General features: G+C 70.1%; 1 protein-coding gene. It reads right to left on the bottom strand.

Annotated features, from left to right (window positions below; all coding sequences use genetic code 11):
* Positions 1-37: 37 nt before the first annotated feature.
* On the bottom strand, positions 38-20,302 hold the full coding sequence (locus tag LIV37_RS00115) for a non-ribosomal peptide synthetase (RefSeq protein WP_020865097.1): 20,265 nt from the start codon (positions 20,300-20,302) through the stop codon (positions 38-40).
* Positions 20,303-20,448: the final 146 nt, after the last annotated feature.

Here is a 20,448-nt window from a genome sequence, read left to right on the forward strand (position 1 = left end):
TCGGCACCCGTGAAAGGGAATCCACCCTGAAAAGTGGCTAATCAGTCTCAGCCAGGCCCAGCTCGTTCGCCACGATGTCCCAGATCCGCCGCACGGCCTCAGGGTTCAGCAGCAACTCGCGGTGCGCGCAGTCGAGCGTGTGCTCCAGCACCTCTCCGGAGACCAAGGGGCGCCACAGGTCCGCCTTCGCGTCCGAGTCACCGGAGATCAGCAGCAGGTTGCCGGCCGTCTTCCGCGTCTGGTGTGCCAGCAGGATCTTCGTGTTGTTGCGCACGAGCCGGACGTACGCCTCGTGCTCCTCACCGGTGAGCGCCTCGGCCACGGTGTCCTCCTGCTCAGCGAAGTCCGCCCGCACCTCGGCCGTAGGACGACCGTCCACCGGGCTCGAATCCAGCACGACCAAGGCCGCCACCTCTTCACCGGCCTCCTCCAGTTGAGCGGCCATCTCCTGGACCACGTGGCCGCCGAAAGACCAGCCGAGCAGGTGATACGGGCCCTTGGCCTGCACGGTACGGATCTGTGCGACGTAGTCAGCAGCCATCTGTGTCAGGGAATCAGGCAGTTCGGCCGAGCCGGCGTCCAAGCCCCGCGGCCGCAGGGCATAGAACGGATAGCGCTCCGGTGCGCAGTCGGCCAGCCAGCCGTATTCCCAGCCGAGCCCCATGATGGCGTGGGCGCAGAAGAACGGCGCGTGGTCGCCGGTTGACCGTATGGGCACCAGCACATCCGTGGTCTTCTGCTCGCCACCCTCGGCGATCCGGGCAAGGAGGCCGGCTGCGGTCGGCGCCTCGAACACCGCCCGCATCGGCACCTCCATGCCAAGGACCGCCCGGATCCGGTTGACCAGCCGCACCGCCATCAGCGAGTGCCCGCCCAGCTCGAAGAAGCTCTCCTCGGCCCCGACGGACGACACCCCGAGCACCTGCTCGAAGATCGAGCAGAGCAGTTGCTCCCGCAGCGTGACCGGGCCCCGTCCGCCCCTTCCGGTGCCGGCCGAGTAGTCCGGTGCGGGTAGCGCGGCCCGGTCCAGCTTGCCGTTCGCCGTCAACGGCAGCCGCTCCAGCACCGCCACCGCCGACGGCACCATGGACTCCGGCAACCGGCTCGCCGCGAACTGCCGTACCACCGCGGACAGTTGCACTCCGCCGTCACCGACTCCGGCGTCACCAGCTCCCCCGTCACCATCTCCGGGGTCCGGAACGACATAGGCCACCAAGCGCGGGTCACCGGGGGTGTCCTCACGAGCGACGACCGCCGTCTGCGCCACCTGCTCGTGCCCGGCCAGCACAGCCTCGATCTCACCCGGCTCGATCCGGACCCCCCGAATCTTCACCTGGTCATCCACGCGGCCGGCGAACTCCAAGCGGCCCGCGGGGTCCCACCGCACCATGTCTCCGGTCCGGTACATCAGCTCACCCGCCGGCCCGAACGGGCAGGCCACGAACCGCTCAGCCGTCAGCGCCGGACGCCCCAGATACCCCCGGGCCAACCCGTCGCCGGCCACGTACAACTCACCCGCCACGCCCGGCGGCACAGGCCGGAGCCCACCATCGAGCACATACGTCCGGATGTTCCAGATGGGTCGTCCGATCGGCACCGTCCCGCCGTCCCGCTCCGGATCGCACCGCCATGAGGTGACGGCGACCGAGGCTTCGGTGGGGCCGTAGAGATTGTGCAACGGCACCGCCAGCATCGCCTGGAAGCGGTCGCGCACCGATGCCGGGAGCGCCTCCCCGATGCATATGACCGTCCGCAGGCTGGTGCACTTCTCCACGGCGGCGCCTTCCAGGAACGCCCGCAGCACAGAGGGAACGAACTGAATAACCGTCACCTGCTCCCGGTTGATCAGCTCGATGAGGTACCCGGGATCCCGATGCCCACCCGGTCGGGCCATCACCATCCCGGCACCGTTCAGCAGCGGCCAGAACAGCTCCCATACCGAGGCGTCGAACCCGAACGACGCCTTCTGTACGATCCGGTCCTCCGCTCGCAGCTGGAACTCCTCCTGCATCCAGGTCAGTTGGTTGACCACCCCATGGTGCGGAACGGTCACACCCTTCGGGGTGCCGGTGGACCCGGAGGTGTACATCACATAGGCCGGATGACCGGGGAGCAGTGGCGTCGTCCGGTCGGTGTCGGTGACCGCCCGGGGGTCCGCCGCGGCCACGGCCGCCCGCACCGCCGGATCGTCCAGCCTGATCCACTCCGCCGTGGTCCGCGCCAACCGGGGCTGGCCGGAGTGGCGTTCGAGCAGGCGGGCGGTGACCTCGCCGGTGCTCACCACGACCTCGGGGGAAGCGTCGGCGAGCACCTGGTCGATGCGCTGGAGCGGCTGGTCGGGGTCGACGGACAGGTAGGCGCCGCCGGTCTTGATGACGGCCAGTAGCGCGACGACCTGTTCCACCGAGCGGTCGAGGACCACGCCGACCACGGCTTCCGGCCCCGCCCCATGGGCGATCAGGCTCCGGGCGAGCCTGTTGGTCCGCGTTTCCAGCTCGGCGTAGGAGACCCGCTCGCCCTCGGAGACCAGTGCGATGGCGTCGGGGGCGCGGTCGGCCTGCCGACGGAACAGTTCGGCGAGGGTCACGTCCGGCACCGGGCGGGCGGTGTCGTTCCACTCCTCGAGCATCCGCTGCTGTTCCGCGCCGTCGAGCAGGTCGATGCGGTGGACCGGCAGGGTGGGGTCGGCGGTGACCGCATCCAGGACCCGCACCATCCTGGCCGCCAGCGTCTCCACGGTGGACTGGTCGAACAGCTCGGCCGCGAACACGATCCCGCCGTCCAGGCCGACCGGTGCCCCTGCTTCGTCACAACGCTCGTGGACCTCGATGTCCAGGTCGAACCTGGCCGACAGCAACCCGGCGGGTTTTTCGGCCACCCGCACACCGGACAGCCGCGGCACCGCCGGAGGGTTGTTCTGCACGGCGAGCAGGACCTGGAACAGCGGGGGCCTGGCCATCGAACGCGCGGGGGCGAGCTCCTCCACCAGCCGCTCAAAGGGAACGTCCTGGTGCTCGAACGCCTCCAGACTGGCCGCACGCACCCTGTCGAGCAACTCCACGAAGTCCGGGTCACCTGACAGATCGATGCGCAGCACGAGGGTGTTGGCGAAGAACCCGACCAGGTTGTCCAGGGCCTGATCCAGCCGCCCGGCCACCGGGCTGCCGATCACAATGTCCCGGCCGGCGCCGCTCTTCGACAACAGGACCGCGACCGCCGCATGGAGCAGCATGAACAACGTCACCCCCTGACCGCGCGCCAGCTCGGTCAGCCGTCCATACACCTCCGCGGGTATCCGCAGCGGCACCCATCCGGCGCGGCGGCTGGCCACCACCGGCCGCGCCCGGTCCACCGGGAGGGCGAGCTCCTGGGGCGCCCCCCGAAGCCGGGCCTTCCAGTAGGCCACCTGCCTGGCAAGCACGCTCTCCGGGTCGGAGATATCGCCCAGCAACGCCCGCTGCCACAGCGTGTAGTCGACGTAACTCACCGGCAGTGGCTCCCAGTCCGGCGTACGCCCCGCACACCGCGCCGCGTACGCCTCCGACAGATCCCGCCACAGCGGACCCATCGACCACCCGTCACCCGCGATGTGGTGGAGGACCACCGAAAGCACCCATTCTTCGTCGTCGGGCGACTCATCCTGGGTCAGACGGAACAGGTCGGTCATGAGCGGCAGTTCGGCGGCGAGGTCGAAGGCATGGGCGGCGAGCCGGTCGAGGCACTCCTCCAGCCCCTCGGCCTCGACGGCGGTCACCGGCAGCTCGATGGCCACCTCTTCGACGGGCTGGACGCGCTGGGTCGGCTGATCGCCCACCAGGGGAAAGGTGGTCCGCAGGCTCTCGTGCCGGGCCACGACATCGGCGAGGGCCGCCCGCAGGGCCGCGGTGTCCAGATGCCCGGACAGCCGCAGCCGCAGGCAGATGTTGTACATGTGGTTGGGCCCCTCGAGCCGGTCCAGGAACCACAGTCGGCTCTGCGCGTAGGACACCGGCAGCTCGCGCGGACGCGGCATGGCCACCACCGCCGGCCGCGCCGGGCCACCGAGCTGTGCCAGCCTCCGAGTGAGGCCGGCCGCGGTCGGCGCCTCGAACACGGTGCGCACGGAGATCTCCACCCCGAGAACTGCCCGGATGCGGCTGACCAGTCGCACCGCCAGCAGGGAATGCCCACCCAGGGCGAAGAAGTCGTCCTCGACCCCGACCCGCGGCAGCCCCAGCACCTGCGCGAACACCGAGCACATGAGCTCCTCGCGAGCGGTGGCCGGCATCCGTCCCGCACCGGCACCGGAGGCGTGGTCCGGCTCCGGGAGCGCGGTACGGTCGACCTTGCCGTTCACCGTCAGCGGCAGCCGCTCCAGCACCACCAGCGCCGACGGCACCATGTGCGACGGCAGCCGGGCCGCCAGGGACTCCCGTATCACGTCGGCCACCGCGGGCCCGCCCGGCTTCCCGGCGAATGGGGCGTCGGTCCGGGGCACCACATAGCCGTTCAGGCGCTTGCCACCCGGGGTGGCCTCGCGGGCGACGACCACCGCCTGGGCGACCAACTCGTGCGCGGCCAGCGCCGCCTCCACCTCGGCCGGTTCCACACGGAAGCCGCTGATCTTCACCTGGTCGTCCGTACGGCCCACGAACTCCAACTGCCCGGCATGGACCCAGCGCACCAGGTCACCCGTCCGGTACATCCGCGCACCAGCCCCCTCGAAGGGGCAGGCCACGAACCGCTCACCGGTCTGCCCCGGACGGTTCAGATACCCCCGGGCCAGCCCCGCGCCGGCCAGATACAGCTCTCCTTCCACCCCCACCGGCACCGGAGCCAGCCGCTCGTCCAGCACATACGCCCGGGTGTCGGCCAGCGGGCGTCCGATGGGGATGTCGCCCCCGTCGCTGAGATCGGCCTCGGTGACCGGGTGGGTGTGGGTGTAGGTGGTGCTCTCCGTCGGGCCGTACCCGTTGATGAGCCGGGTGCCCGGCAGGGCTTCGAGGAGGGTCCGGCACTGCGGCACCGAGAGCACGTCCCCGCCCGTGAGGAGGCTGCGGACGCCTCGCAGCGCCTCGACGTCGATGTCCACCACCTGGTGCAGCAGGCCCGTGGGCAGTACGCCGACGGTGACCTGATGGCTGGTCAAGAAATGCCGGAGATCGGTCACGGACAGCGTCCCGGCGGGGCCGACAGCGAGTGTCGCCCCGTTGAGCAGGGCGATCCACATCTCGAAGGTGGTGCAGTCGAACGACACCGAGGCGAGATGCGCCACGACGTCGCCAGGACGTACATCGGCGTACTCGGCCGGACGCACGAGGCGGTCGACGCCCCGGTGGGTGACCGTGACTCCCTTGGGGGTGCCGGTGGAGCCCGAGGTGTAGATGACATAGGCGGCCTGGTCAGGATTCGGCGGTGTGGCAAGCTCCAGCCGGGTGAGCGGGCCGTCGTCCTTGCCGGCCACGGCGGCCCGCACCGCCGGATCGTCCAGCGTGACCCGATCCGGGCCCGACTCCGGGTCGAGGGGGCCCGAGTCGGGCTGGTCGAGTCGGCCGGCGAAGGACGCGGTGGTGACCAAGGCGACCGGGGCCGCGTCGGCCACCATGAGACCGATGCGACCGGTGGGGTACGACGGGTCGATCGGCAGATAGGCGCCCCCGGCCTTCAGCACCGCCAGCAGCACGGCGATCCGCTGGGGCGAACGGTCCATCACCACCGCGACCACGGACTCGGGGCGCACCCCGTGGTCGATCAGGTGCCGGGCGAGGCGGTTGGATTCCGCGTCGAGCTGCGCGTACGTCATCCGCTCGTCGCCGCGGACCAGCGCGACGGCGTCGGGGGTGCGGGCGGCCTGCGCGCCGAACAGCTCGGGCACGGTGGCGGCGGGTTCCGGGCGTGCTGTTTCGTTCCACTCGGTCAGGATTCGCTGCCGCTCGTCTGCGTCAAGCAGGTCGATTCCGTGCAGGGACCGGTGGGGGTCGGCCGCGGCCGTGCGCAGAATATGGACCAGCCGGGTGGCGAGCTTCTCGGCCGTGGCCCGGTCGAAGAGATCGGAGGCGTAGGTGATCCCGCCGTCCACACCGGCCGGCCGGCCCTGGTCGTCGAAGCGCTCTTCGACCTGGAAGTCGAGGTCGAACTTGGCCATGGAGACCTCGGAGGGCCGGCCCTCGATGTCCAGGCCCGGCAGGTCGATCGTCGCCTGGGGAACGTTCTGCACCGCCAGCATGACCTGGAACAGCGGGTGCCTGGCCAGCGAACGGACCGGGGCCAGCTCCTCCACCAGCCGCTCGAACGGCACCTCCTGGTGCGCCAGCGCACCCAGCGCCCTCTGCCGCACCCGCCCCAACAGCTCGGCGAAGCTCGGGTCACCGGACAGGTCGGTGCGCACCACCAGCGTGTTCACGAAGAACCCAACCAGGTCCTCCACCGCCTGATCGTTCCGCCCGGCCACCGGGCTGCCGATCGGGATGTCATCACCCGCGCCCAGCTTCGACAGCAGCACCGCCAGGGCGGCCTGCCACACCATGAACATCGTCACACCCTGCCGGGCCGCCAGCTCCGCCAACTCGGCATGCTGGTCGGCCCGCAGGGTCAGCGGCACCCAGCCACCGCGGCGACTGGCCACCGCGGGCCGCCGCCGGTCCACCGGAAGATCCAACTCCTCCGGCGCACCCCGCAGCTCGGCCTTCCAATAAGCCACCTGGCCGGCCAGCACACTGTCCGGATCCTCCAGATCGCCGAGCATCCCCCGCTGCCACAGCGCGTAGTCCGCGTACTGCACCGGCAGCGGCTCCCAACCCGGCGCACGCCCGGCGCGGCGGGCGGCGTAGGCGGCCGACAGATCCCGTAGGAGCGACCCCATGGACCAGCCGTCGGCCGCTATGTGGTGCACGACCAGCACCAGCACAAAGTCGCCCGTGACCACCGACCCGGTATCGGGTGACGGCCGACCGGTGCCCGAAGTGAACAGCGTGGCGCGCAGGGGCAGCTCGCTCGCGAGGTCGAAGGCGTGCGAGCACGCCCGGTCGATCCGCGCTTCCAGCTCTTCGGCGGCGGCCTGGATCACCGGCAGATCCACGCCCGCCTCGGCGACAGGCACGATCTCCTGGTACGGCTCCCCCGCCACCTGCGGGAAGCGCGTCCGCAGGCTCTCGTGCCGCGCCACCGCATCGCCCAGCGCCGCCCGCAGCGCCGAGATGTCCAACCGGCCCGACAACCGCAGCACGAGCGGAATGTTGTACAACGCGCTAGCGCCCTCGATCCGGTCCACGAACCACAACCGCCGCTGGGCATAGGAGAGCGGCAGCACCCGCGGACGCGGCCCGGCCACCACCGCCGACCGAGCGGGCACACCACCGGACTGTTCCAGCCGCGCCGCCAGACCGGCCACAGTCGGCGTCTCGAACACCGCCGGAACCGGGATCTCCAGACCTATGACCGCCCGAATCCGGCTGACCAACCGCACGGCCAGCAGCGAATGCCCGCCCAACGCGAAGAAGTCGTCCTCCACAACGACCCGGGGAAGGTCGAGCACCTGGGCGAACACCGAGCACAAAATCTCCTCGTACACGGTGGCCGGTCGCCTGCCCGGTCCCGCGCCGGTGCCGGACGCGTGGTGCGGCGCGGGCAGCGCGGCACGGTCGACCTTGCCGTTCACCGTCAGCGGCAGCCGCTCCAGGACCACCGCCGACGGCACCATGTACTCCGGCAGACGACTCGCCATGAAGTCCCGCGCCACCGTGCCGAATCCCGCGTCCGCCGCGTCGTGAGTGGGCACGACGTAGGCGGCGAGGTACTTGTCACCGGGAGTGTCCTCGCGGGCGATGACGACCGCTTGGGCTACCTGCTCGTGTTGGACCAGTACCGCCTCGACCTCACCCGGCTCGACGCGGAAGCCACGGATCTTCACCTGGTCGTCCGCCCGGCTCACGAACTCCAACTGACCGGCACGGTTCCAGCGCACCACGTCACCGGTCCGGTACATGCGCCCGCCGTCGCCTTCGAACAAGCAGGCCACGAACCGCTCACCGGTCAGCCTCGGACGGTTCAGATACCCACGGGCCAGCCCGGCGCCGGCGACGTACAGTTCACCGGCCACCCCCGCCGGCACGGGGTTGAGGAAGTCGTCGAGCACGTACATCCGCGTGTTGTCCAGCGGATACCCGACCGGCACGACATCCCCGACCGCCTTGGGGTCCTGGATCGGGATCTGGGTACCGATAACGGTCACCTCGGTCGGACCGTAGGTGTTGCGGACCGTGATCGAGGGCACGGCCTCCAGCACCTGCCGTACCGCGGCCGTGGGGACGACATCCGCGCCGGTGAACACCTCCTGCAGCCCGGCGAAGGCGGTGGGGTCCTCCTCGGCGATCACCCGGAACAGGCCCGCGGTCAGCTGGACGTGGGTCAGCTCGTGGTCGCTGACCAGCGACCTGAGCAGCGCCGCGTCGATCCGGCCCCGGGGTGCGACGACCACCTGTCCGCCGGTCAACAGCCCTACCCACAGCTCGAGGGTAGAGCCGTCGAAGGTGTGCGGCGCGGCGAACAGGCCCCGGGCCTGCCCAGGGAAGTGCCAGCAGCGGTCACCGGCCAGTTCCACCACGTCCCGGTGGGTGGTCGCGATGCCCTTGGGCTCACCCGTCGATCCGGAGGTGAACATCACGTAGGCCAACTGGTCGGGCAGGACCCGCACCGGTACGGCCGAGTCCAGCGCATCGGCCCACGCGGCCCCCACCTCGTCCGCGTCGGCCACGACCACGGTGCCGACGTGCTCCCGCACGGTCGGCGCGTATACCTGGTCGACCAGGCACACATCCACGTCAGCCTGGAGCAGCACCTGCCCGATGCGCTGGGTCGGCTGACCGGGATCGACGGGCACATACGCGCCGCCGGCCTTCATCACCGCCAGCAGAGCGGTCACAAGGTCGATCGACCGGTCCATGACCACGCCGACGAGGGACTCAGGGTCCACCCCACGGTCGATCAGATGCCGGGCGAGACGATTGGACCGGGCCTCCAGTTCACCGTACGAGACCCGCTCCTCGCCAGACGCCAAGGCAATGGCCTCAGGGGCACGGGTCGCGTGCGCGGTGAACAACGCCGGCACCGTGACGGCGGCCGGACGGCGGTCGCCGTTCCATTCCATCAGCAGTTGCCGTCGCTCGGCGGAGTCCAGCAGGTCCAGGCGGCTGACGGGACGGGCAGGGTCGGCGGCGACGGTCTTCAAGAGGCGGACCAGCCGAATGACCAGCGTCTCAGCCGTGGCCTGGTCGAACAGGTCGGTGGCGTACGTGAGCCCGCCGAGCAGGCCGTCGGGCCGCCCCTGTTCGTTGAACCGCTCGACGACTTGGAAGTCGAGGTCGAGCTTGGCCATGGTGGCCCCACCCGGGCGGGCTTCGGCGTCCAGGCCCGGCAGGTCGATCGTCGCCTCGGGAACGTTCTGCACCGTCATGGTGACCTGGAACAGCGGGTGCCTGGTCAGCGAGCGGGCCGGGGCCAGCTCCTCCACCAGCCGCTCGAATGGCACCTCCTGGTGCTCCAGCGCCTCCAATGCCTTCTGCCGCACCCGCCCCAACAGCTCGGCGAAGCCCGGGTCACCGGACAGGTCGGTGCGCACCACCAACATGTTCATGAACAACCCGATCAGGTCCTCCACCACCTGGTCGGTCCGTCCGGCAATCGCGCTGCCGATCGGGATGTCCTGACCCGCGCCCAGCTTGGACAGCAGCACCGCGAGGGCGGCCTGCCACACCATGAACATCGTCACGCCTTCGGCACGGGCCAGCTCCGCCAGCTCGGCATGGAGCTCCGGCGGAACGTCGATCACCGCCCAGCCGCCTCGGTGGCTGGCCACCGCGGGTCGCCGCCGGTCCACCGGAAGATCCAACTCCTCCGGCACACCCCGCAGCTCGGCCTTCCAATAAGCCACCTGGCCGGCCAGCACACTGTCCGGATCCTCCGGATCGCCGAGCATCCCCCGCTGCCACAGCGCGTAGTCCGCGTACTGCACCGGCAGCGGCTCCCACCCCGGCGCACGCCCCGCACACCTCGCCGCGTACGCCACCGACAGATCCCGCCACAGCAGCCCCATCGACCACCCGTCGCCCGCGATGTGATGCACGACCAGCACCAGCACAAACTCACCCGTCACCACCGTCCCGGCACCAGTCGACGACGGGCCGACGGCGGAGGTGAACAGCGCGGCGCGCAGGGGCAGCTCGCGCGCGAGGTCGAAGGCGTGGCAAGCCGATTGCTCGATCTCCGCTTCCAGCTCGTCGGCGGCGACCTGGATCACCGGCAGATCCACGCCCGCCTCGGCGGCAGGCACGATCTCCTGGTACGGCTCCCCCTCCGTCTCCGGAAAGCGCGTCCGCAGACTCTCGTGCCGCGCCACCACATCGCCCAGCGCCGCCCGCAACGCCGCCACGTCCAGCCGCCCGGACAACCGCAGCACCAGCGGAACGTTGTACAACGCGCTCGCGCCCTCAAGACGGTCCACGAACCACAACCGCCGCTGGGCATAGGAGAGCGGCAGCACCCGCGGACGCGGCCCGGCCACCACCGCCGACCGAGCGGGCACACCACCGGACTGTTCCAGCCGCGCCGCCAGACCGGCCACAGTCGGCGCCTCGAAAAGGGCGCGGACGGGCAGTTCGACTCCCAGCACGGTGCGGATCCGGCTGGCCAGCCGCACCGCCTGCAACGAATGTCCGCCCTGGTCGAAGAAACTGTCGTCGACCCCGATCTGTGGCACGCCCAGCACCTGGGCGAAGACCGCGCACAGAAGCTCCTCGCGCACCGTGGCCGGTCGCCTTCCCGGCGCCGTGCCGGATCGGGTGGGCAGGACGGCGGAGGCGGGTTCCGCCTGCTCTTCCGCCCGGCGCACGAGCTCCAGCTGACCGGCGTGGTTCCAACGCACCACGTCCCCGGTGCGGTACATCCGCGCACCGGGTTCCTCAAACGGGCAGGCCAGGATCTGCTCGGCGACCGGACCCGGACGGTGCCGTTCCGCTCGGGCGAGCCCGGCACCCGCTATATACAGCTCACCGGCCACCCTCGGCGGCACCGGTTCGAGAAAGGCGTCCAGGACGTAGACACGCGTGTCGGCCGACGGATATGCGATCGATACGGGCTCCCCATCGGGTACCGACGTCGCGGCGTCGAGCATACGGGCGGGCCGCGCGCCGAGCAGCTCCGACACCGTGCCCGCCGGCACGGAACGCTCGGCGTCATTCCACTCCGTCAGGATCCGCTGCCGCTCCACGGCATCCAGCAGGTCGATCCCACGGATGGGCCGATGGGGATCACCGACGACTGCCCGCAGGACCCGGATCAGCCGGGTGACGAGCATGTCCACCGTGGCCTGGTCGAACAAATCGATGGCATATGTGATGCCGCCGTCCAGACCGGCCGGCAGACCCCGCGCGTCGAAACGTTCGATGACCTCGAGGTCCAGGTCGAACTTGGCGCCCTGTGCCCCGGACGGCATGGCGCCGACCTCAGCCCCGGGCAGGTCGAGCGGCACGTCGGGGACGTTGTGCAGCGTCAGGGCGACCTGGAACAGCGGGTGCCTGGCCATGGAACGGGCCGGGGCCAGCTCCTCCACCAGCCGTTCGAACGGCACCTCTTGGTGCTCCAGCGCGCCCAGAACAGACCGCCGCACCCGCCCCAGCACCTCGGCGAAGGTCGGGCCACCGGACAGGTCGGTACGCACGACCAGCGTGTTCACGAAGAACCCGGCCAGCTCCTCCAATGCCTGATCGCTGCGCCCGGCTACCGGGCTACCGATGAGGATGTCCTCCCCCGCGCCCATCCTGGACAGCAGCACCGCCACCGCGGCCTGCCACACCATGAACATCGTCACGCCCTCGGCACGGGCCAGCTCCGCCAGCTCCGTATGCAGTTCCGCAGGCATCTGGAAGCCGGCCATCCCACCCCGGTGGCTGGCCTCCGCAGGCCGCGGCCGGTCCACCGGCAAGGCCAGTTCCTCCGGCGCCCCGGCCAGCGCCTTCCGCCAGTACGCCAGCTGGCCGACCAGAACGCTGTCCGGATCGTCCGCCTCACCCAGCAACTTCCGCTGCCACAGCGTGTAGTCCGCGTACTGCACCGGCAGCGGCTCCCACCCCGGCGCACGCCCCGCACACCTCGCCGCGTACGCCACCGACAGATCCCGCCACAGCAGCCCCGTCGACCACCCATCGCCCGCGATGTGATGCACGACCAGCACCAGCACGAACTCACCCGGCACCGCCAGACCGTCCTCTGGCAGCGGCTGATCCGAGTCGAGCGCGAACAGTGTGGCCCGCACCGGCAGTTCGGCCGCCGCGTCGAAGGCATGGGAGGACGCCCGGTCGATCCGCGCCTCCAGCTCGTCAGCCGCAGCGACCGGGATCAGAGGCAGGGCCACACTCGCCTCGGCGACAGGCACGATCTCCTGATACGGCTCCCCCTCCGCCTCCGGAAAGCGCGTCCGCAGACTCTCGTGCCGCGCCACCACATCGCCCAACGCCGCCCGCAACGCCGCCACGTCCAGCCGCCCGGACAACCGCAGCACCAGCGGAACGTTGTACAGCGCGCTCGCGCCTTCGAGACGGTCCAGGAACCACAACCGGCGCTGGGCGTACGACAGTGGCAACACCGACGGACGTGGTCCGGCCACCACCGCGGGCCGCGCTCCATCGTCACCGGCCTGCTCCAGCCGTGCGGCCAGGCCGGCCACGGTCGGCGTCTCGAACAGCGCCCGCACCGGCACCTCCGCACCGAAGACCGCGCGGATCCTGCTGACCAGCCGCACCGCGAGCAGCGAATGCCCGCCGAGGGAGAAGAAGTCGTCCTCGGCCCCGACCCGGGACAGGCCCAGCACCTGTGCGAAGAGCGAGCACAGGAGCTCCTCGCGCATGGTGACGGGCCTCCGTCCCGCGTCGGAGGCGTAGTCCGGCACCGGGAGGGCGGCCCGGTCGAGCTTGCCGTTCACCATCAGTGGCAGCCGCTCCAGCACCACGATCGCCGACGGCACCATGTACTCCGGCAGCCTGCCTGCCAGGTACCCGCGTACCTCCGGCTCCAGCCCTTCGCCGGCGGCCGCGCCGGGGTCACCGGCGGGGACGAGGTAGGCCGTCAGACGCTTGTCACCGGGAGTGTCCTCACGGACGATGACCACCGCCTGCGCCACCCGGTCGTGCCCCGACAGCACCGCCTCGACCTCACCCGGCTCGATCCGGAAGCCGCGGATCTTCACCTGGTCGTCGGCGCGGCCGACGTAAAGGAGCTGGCCGTCAGCGGTCCAGCGCACCTTGTCGCCGGTGCGGTACATGCGCCCTCCCTGCCCGCCATCGGGCTGGGGGCACCCTCCGGCCGCCGAGCTCGGGGAGAGCGGCCCAGCCGCCTCGCGGAACGGATCGGCCACGAACCGCTCGGCGGTGAGCCCGGGGCGGTTCAGGTAACCCCGGGCGACACCGGCGCCGGAGACGTAGAGGTCGCCCACCACCCCCACCGGCACGGGCGCGAGGTGTTCATCGAGGACGTAGACGCTGGTATTGGGAAGCGGCCGGCCGATGCACGGCGGGTCACCGGGGCGCAGCGGGCCCGCGGAGGCCGCGATCACCGTGATCTCGGTCGGCCCGTACGCGTTGCCGAACCAGCGGCCGGCGCCCCACTGGTCGACGAGTTCGGAGCCCAGTGCCTCACCCGCGACCAGCAGCGTCCGTACGGACGCCAGCTCGTCCTCGGTCTCGACCATGCCGAGGACCGTGGGCGGGAGCTGCATGTGCGTGACGGCGTGCCGGGCCACCACACCGGCCAGTCCGGCTCCGGGCAGCAGTTGCTCGGCCGGCGCCACCACCAGGCATGCCCCCGCGGAGAACGCCATCATGATCTCCCAGGTCGCGACGTCGAAGCCGATCGACGCGAACTGCAACAGCCGGCTGTCGGAGTCCAGGTCCGGCCAGCGGTCGGCCATGAGGTTCACGGCGTTCGCGTGCGGTACCACGACACCCTTGGGCGTCCCGGTGGAGCCGGAGGTGTAGATCACATAGGCGGCGTGGTCCGGACACAGGGGGGCGATCCGGTCGGCCTGGGTGAGTGCGCGCGCGTCCTGACCGGCCACCGTCGCCCGGGCCACCGGGTCGTCCAGCGTGATCCACTGCGGGCCGGTCTCCGGTCCGCGCCCGTCCGCGTGAGGCTCGCGCAGTCGGCCTGCGATCGCCGTGGTGGTGAGCAAGGCCACCGGGGTGGCGTCGGCACACATGAAGGCGACGCGCTCGGCGGGCTGGCCGGGGTCGATGGGAAGGTAGGCACCACCGGCCTTCACCACCGCCAGCAGCGCGGTGATCAAGTCGGGCGAACGATCCATCACCACCGCGACCAGGGACTCCGGCCCCACTCCGCGCGTGATCAGATACCGGGCGAGGCGGTTGGAACGCGCCTCCAGCTCGGCGTAGGACAGCCGCACGTCTTCGTAGGCCAGAGCATCGGCGTCGGGGGTGAGGGTGGCCTGGGCGGTGAACATGTCCGCCAGGGTGGTGCTGGGCACCGGGCGGGCGGTGTCGTTCCACTCCGTCAGGATCCGCCGCCGCTCGGCCGCGGGGAGGACGTCGATGTGCTCGAGTGGGGTGTCCGGATGCTGTTCCAGGGCGTTGATCAGGTTTTCGGTGGTGGTGTGCAGCAGGCGGGTGATCAGACCCGGGTCGATCTCCGCGGCCACCTGCACCACGAAGGCGAACTCGTAGCCGCTGTCGTCCACGGACACGGCCAAGGGGTAGTTGGTCCGGTCCCAGGCGCCGAGGATCTCGGTCCCGTGTGACCGGGGCGCCACCCAGTCGCCGCTGAAGAAGTGGCGGTAGTTCAGCAGAGCGGTGAACAGCGGAGCCGGGGCGCGGACGCCGCTGGCCCGCTGGGCAACAGCCAAAGAGGCGTGTTCGTGCACGATCAGGTCGGCCAACTGGGTCTGCATCGAGCGCATCGCGTCACGCACACTGATGCCGCTGCCGGTGCGCGCACGCACCGGCAGCGTATTGATGAACAGCCCCGGGACACGGTCGGCACCCGCTCCGGCGTTCATCCGCCCGAACAGCACGGTGCCGAACACCACGTCATCGCGGGCGGACACCGACGCCAGGACGCGGGCCCATACGGTATGGAACACCGTCGCCGGGCTCACCCCCAGCAGGCTGGCCTGCTGCCGCAACCGCACCGCCAACCGTCCGTCCACCGGCAGACGGGCTTCCCTGACGGCCGTCCCATCCCCGTGCACGTCCACCAGCCCGAACGGAGCCGTCGGCTCGGCCACGTCTGCCAGCAATCCCGCGAAGTACCGCTCGTGCTCCGCTGGAGGTACGCCCAGCCGCGCCTGCGCCACAAACGTGCGGAACGGCAAGGGCACCGGGAGCTGATCCCCTCGCCCGTCCAGGACCGCCTGCACCTCGTCCAGCACCACATCCAGGGCAGTGTGATCCTGCACGAGATGGTGGAACTGCAACACCCCACGCCAGCGTTCACCGTCCGGTTCGGCCGCGACACACACCCGCAACAACGGACGCCGGCCGATATCCATCGCCGAACCGCTCGCGGCCAGCAACTCCTGAACCACATCGGAGGTCCCGCCGTCCAGGGTGATCTCCTGAACCGGGAGCCGGGCTTCGCGGAGTACCACCTGGACCGGCTCCCGCAAGCCTTCCCACAGGAATACCGTCCGGAATGTGTCATGCCGATCCATGACCGTCTGGAAAGCGTCCACGTACCGGTCCAGAAGGGCCCGGGACTCGAACTCCAAAACGATGGACACGACATATGCGTCGTTGCCGCTGTCCCGCATGAGGTGGTGGAAGAAGATGCCTTCCTGCAACGGAGCCAGCGGATACACGTCCGCCACGTTCGCCGCCCCACCGGGTACCTGCTCGACGATCCGTTCAATCTCCGCGCCGGTCAGATCGACGAGCGACAGCATGTCCGGCGTGATCGCCTCTGCCCCCACGGGAATCATGTTCGGCGGGACCGTGACCTCGGACTGACCGGCCACCACCGCCAGGCTGGCCACCGTCGGCGCGGTGAACAACGACTGCACGTCAACTGTCAAACCTCGCTGCCGCAGCCGTTCAACCAACGACACCGCGAGCAGTGAGTGCCCGCCCAGCTCGAAGAAGTTGTCGTCGATGCCCACCTGCGGCAGCCCGAGGACCTCAGCGAACTCCTCGCACAGGATCCCCTCCCGCGGTGTACGCGGCCCATGCTCCGACACGGACGTGTCAGGCGCCGGCAGCGCCTTCCGGTCCAGCTTCCCGTTCACCGTCAACGGCAGGCCGTCCAGCACCACCACCGCGGACGGCACCATGTACTCGGGCAGACTCTCGCTCGCGTATGCACGCAATTCACCGGCCAGTGCGCTCATATCGCCCGGGGCGGCGGGGGTATTGGTGCATTCGGCCAACGGCCGGTGGCGGTTCTCCGACACGTATGTGCCGGTCAGCGCCTGCGGCAGGGACTGCTCCCCACAGGCCACGGCGATGAGCACCGCGTCGAAGCGGTCATCGGCACGGTCGCCGGACCAGGTGATCGCGGCATGGTACCCGGCCTGTTCGGCGCAGCGGCACAACTGCTCCGGATCGATGCCGTCCGTGCCCGCGAGGAGCTCTTTCAGCCGCCGCACGGGCAGATCATCGCGAAGCCCCCGAACCGCGGCGGCCTCACCGCTCAGGCGCGCATTCGGTACCGCACCTACTCGCAACACTTCCGGCGACCGGGCCGCCAGCAATTCGGCCAGATCAGCGAGGGTGCCGACCACACTCCAGTCAACTCGGGGGATCTGTGCCACATCTGTCACACCGCGGCTCGTGTGGATGATCACGTCGTACTGGTGACGGCTCAGTTCGTTGGAGTAGTTCCCGCCCTTGAGCCGGATGTCAAGCCCGCTGATCCGCTCCTCGGCCGATGCGAAGAACGAGAAATAATCGGGATCGATCAACAGTTCTTTCTCGGCGACGATGGCCTGCTCAATGACCCGCCGTACCTTTTCACCCGGCGTCTCCTGGCCGGCCTGATGCAGTTCCACCGCCGTGCCGAAGGCCCGCAGCGTACCGAGATTACGGACATCGCCCACGAACACCGCACCGCCGGGAGCGAGCAGTTCCACCGCGCGGCCCAGCACTTGTGTGAGGTAATCGGTGTCGGGGAAGTACTGCACGACCGAGTTCAGCACGATCGTGTCGAAGAACCCCACCGGCAACCCGGCGAAATCGTCCGCGACCTGGTGACGCAATACCACCCGGTCGACGAGTCCCTCCGCACGGGACACCTGTCCCCGAAGCGTATCGACGACCGGCCCGGAAGGATCGGTGCCCCAGTACTCCTCGCACTCGGGGGCGAGTTCCGCCAGCAGCAGGCCGGAGCCGACACCGATCTCCAGCACCCGCCGGGGCCGCAACGACCGGATCCGCTCCAGCGTCGCTCGCGTTTCCTGGCCGTGATCATGCGCGGATTCACCCCTCGCCGGAACCACGTACGCCACCAGGCGCTTGTCATCAGCCTGATCCTCACGGACCACCACGGCAGCCTGCCCCACCCGTTCGTGGGCGAGCAGCGCTGCTTCCACCTCACCGGGTTCGATCCGGAACCCCCGGACCTTGACCTGGTCATCCGCCCGACCCACGAACTCCAGCCGCCCGCCGCCGGTCCAGCGCACCACGTCCCCGGTCCGGTACATTCGCGCACCAGCACCCTCAAACGGGCAGGCTGCGAACCGCGCGGCGGTCAGGCCCGGACGGTGCAGGTAACCCCGGGCCAGCCCAGCACCGGCCACGTACAACTCACCCGCCACACCCACCGGCACCGGATTGAGAAAGCCGTCGAGGACGTACACCCGAGTGTTGTCCAGCGGGTACCCGATGAGACTCCCCACGTGTTCCTCGTCCGCCATGGCCGCGTCGAGCCGGAGGTGGCTGACATGCACGGTGGTCTCGGTGATGCCATACATGTTCACCAGCATCGGCGTCTCACCCTGGTGCCGGGCGTACCACTCCCGCAACCGGCGGAGATCAAGCGCCTCACCGCCGAACACCACCAGCCGCAGCGCCGGCTGGGCACCCACCTCGGCATGTTGCCCTTCGGCCTGTACGAGCTGGTAGAACGCCGAGGGCGTCTGGTTGAGCACCGTCACCCGCTCCCGCGCCAGCATGCGCAGGAACTCCCCGGGGGAGCGCGAGATCTCGAACGGGACCACCACCAGGCGCCCGCCGTGCAGCAACCCACCCCACAGCTCCCACACCGAGAAATCAAACGCGAAGGAATGGAACCAGGTCCACACGTCCCCGCCGTCGAAGCCGAACCGCTCCCCGGCCCCCTGCAAAAGGGCCACCACATTCGCATGAGCGACAGAGACACCCTTGGGGGCACCGGTCGATCCGGAGGTATAGATCACATAGGCCGGGTGCTCGGGCCGGAGTGGGGCGCTTCGGTGGGCCTGGGCCAGGGCGTGTGCGTCCTGCCCGGCCACCGCGGCCCGCACCGACGAATCATCCAGCACGACCCACTGCGGCACGGACAGTCCGGCATGCGATCCTGGCCGGTCCAGGCTGCCGGAGACCGCGGCAGTCGTCAGCAAAGCGACTGGGGCCGCATCCGCCATCATCGAGGTGATGCGCTCGGACGGATATTCCGGGTCGACCGGCAGATACGCACCACCCGCCTTCATCACCGCCAGCAGCGCCGTGACCAGCTCGGGCGAGCGGTCCATCACCACCGCCACCAGCGACTCCGGACCCACACCCTGCGCGATCAGGTACCGGGCCAACCGGTTCGACTCCGCCTCCAGTTCCGCGTAGGAGACCTGTTCCTCGCCCGATACCACCGCCACGGCCTCAGGAGTGCGAGCGGCCTGCGCGCTGAAGAGCTCCGGCACCGTCGCGGGCGCCACCGGGCGCGCGGTGTCATTCCACTCGACCAGCGTCCGCCGGCGTTCGTCGGCGTCCATCACCTCGACACGGTCCAGCCCGATTTCGGGATCTGCGACGACCTTGCGAAGGACCCGGAGGAGACGGGTGACAAGGCTTTCGGCCGTGGCCCGGTCGAACAGGGCGGCGGCATAGATGAGCACGGCGTCCATACCGGCCGGCCGTCCCTGGCTGTCGAATCGTTCCATCACCTGGAAGTCCAGGTCGAACTTGGCCAGAGGCATCTCGCTGGGCCGGGTCTGGACCGCCAGGCCCGGCAGATCCACCGTTCCCTCGGGGGTGTTGTGGAGTGTGACGTTGACCTGGAACAGCGGGTGCCGGCCCACCGAGCGGACCGGGGCCAGTTCCTCCACCAGCCGCTCGAACGGCAGGTCCTGGTGCTCCAGAGCACCCAGGGCCGCCTGTCGCACCCGTCCCAGCACCTCGGCGAAGGTCGGGGCACCGGACAGGTCGGTGCGCACCACGAGCGTGTTCACGAAGAACCCGACCAGGTCCTCCAGGTCCTGATCGGTCCGCCCGGCGACCGGGCTGCCGATCGGGACGTCCTCCCCCGCGCCCAGTTTGGACAGCAGCACAGCCACCGCGGCCTGCCAGACCATGAACATCGTCACGTCCTGTCGAACCGCCAGCTCCGCCAGCTCCGTGTGCAGTTCTGCGGGCAGGTCGAGGCGCACCAGTCCGCCGTCGTGATCGGCTGTCGCGGGCCGCGGCCGGTCCACCGGCAGGGCCAGTTCGTCCGGCGCCCCGGCCAGGGCCTGCCGCCAGTATGCGAGCTGCCTGGCCAGCACACTGTCCGGGTCGTGTGCCTCACCCAGCAACTCCTGCTGCCACAGGCTGTAGTCGGCGTACTGCACCGGCAGCGGCTCCCAGCCCGGCTCACGCCCGGCGCACCGCGCCGCGTACGCCTCTGAGAGGTCCCGCCACAGCGGGGCCAGCGACCACCCGTCGGCCGCGATGTGGTGCACCACGAGCACCAGCGCACACTCACCGGTCACCACGGGGTCAAGGTCCACCCGCGGTTGCCCGGACACCGGTGTGAGCAGTGTGGCCCGCAGCGGGATTTCGGCCGCCAGGTCGAAAACGTCCTGGGATGCGCGGACGATAGCGGATTCCAGCTCGTCGGCAGGGGTGGGAACCAGAGCCAGGTCGACGCTCGCGTCGTCCGGGGGAAGGATCTCCTGATACGGCTCCCCGTCCAGCTGCGGGAAACGCGTGCGCAGACTCTCGTGCCGGAGCAGGACATCGTCCAGCGCAGCCCGGAGCGCCACGACGTCCAACCGTCCGGACATCCGCAGCACCAGCGGGATGTTGTAGACCGCGGTCGGGCCTTCCAGTTGGTCCAGGAACCACATCTGACGCTGCGCATACGACGCAGGGATCACAAGAACTCCTTACGGGCGGGCGCATCCGACGAAGGAAGGAGAACGACTGTGACGGGTCATCGGGCAGTCGCGATCCCGACCGGCAGCCAGGGATCCAGGCGCCAACCAAACCGTGCATCCACTCCAACGGGTGCGATATTCCAAGG

This window comes from Streptomyces rapamycinicus NRRL 5491, assembly GCF_024298965.1.
Taxonomy (GTDB): Bacteria; Actinomycetota; Actinomycetes; order Streptomycetales; family Streptomycetaceae; genus Streptomyces; species Streptomyces rapamycinicus.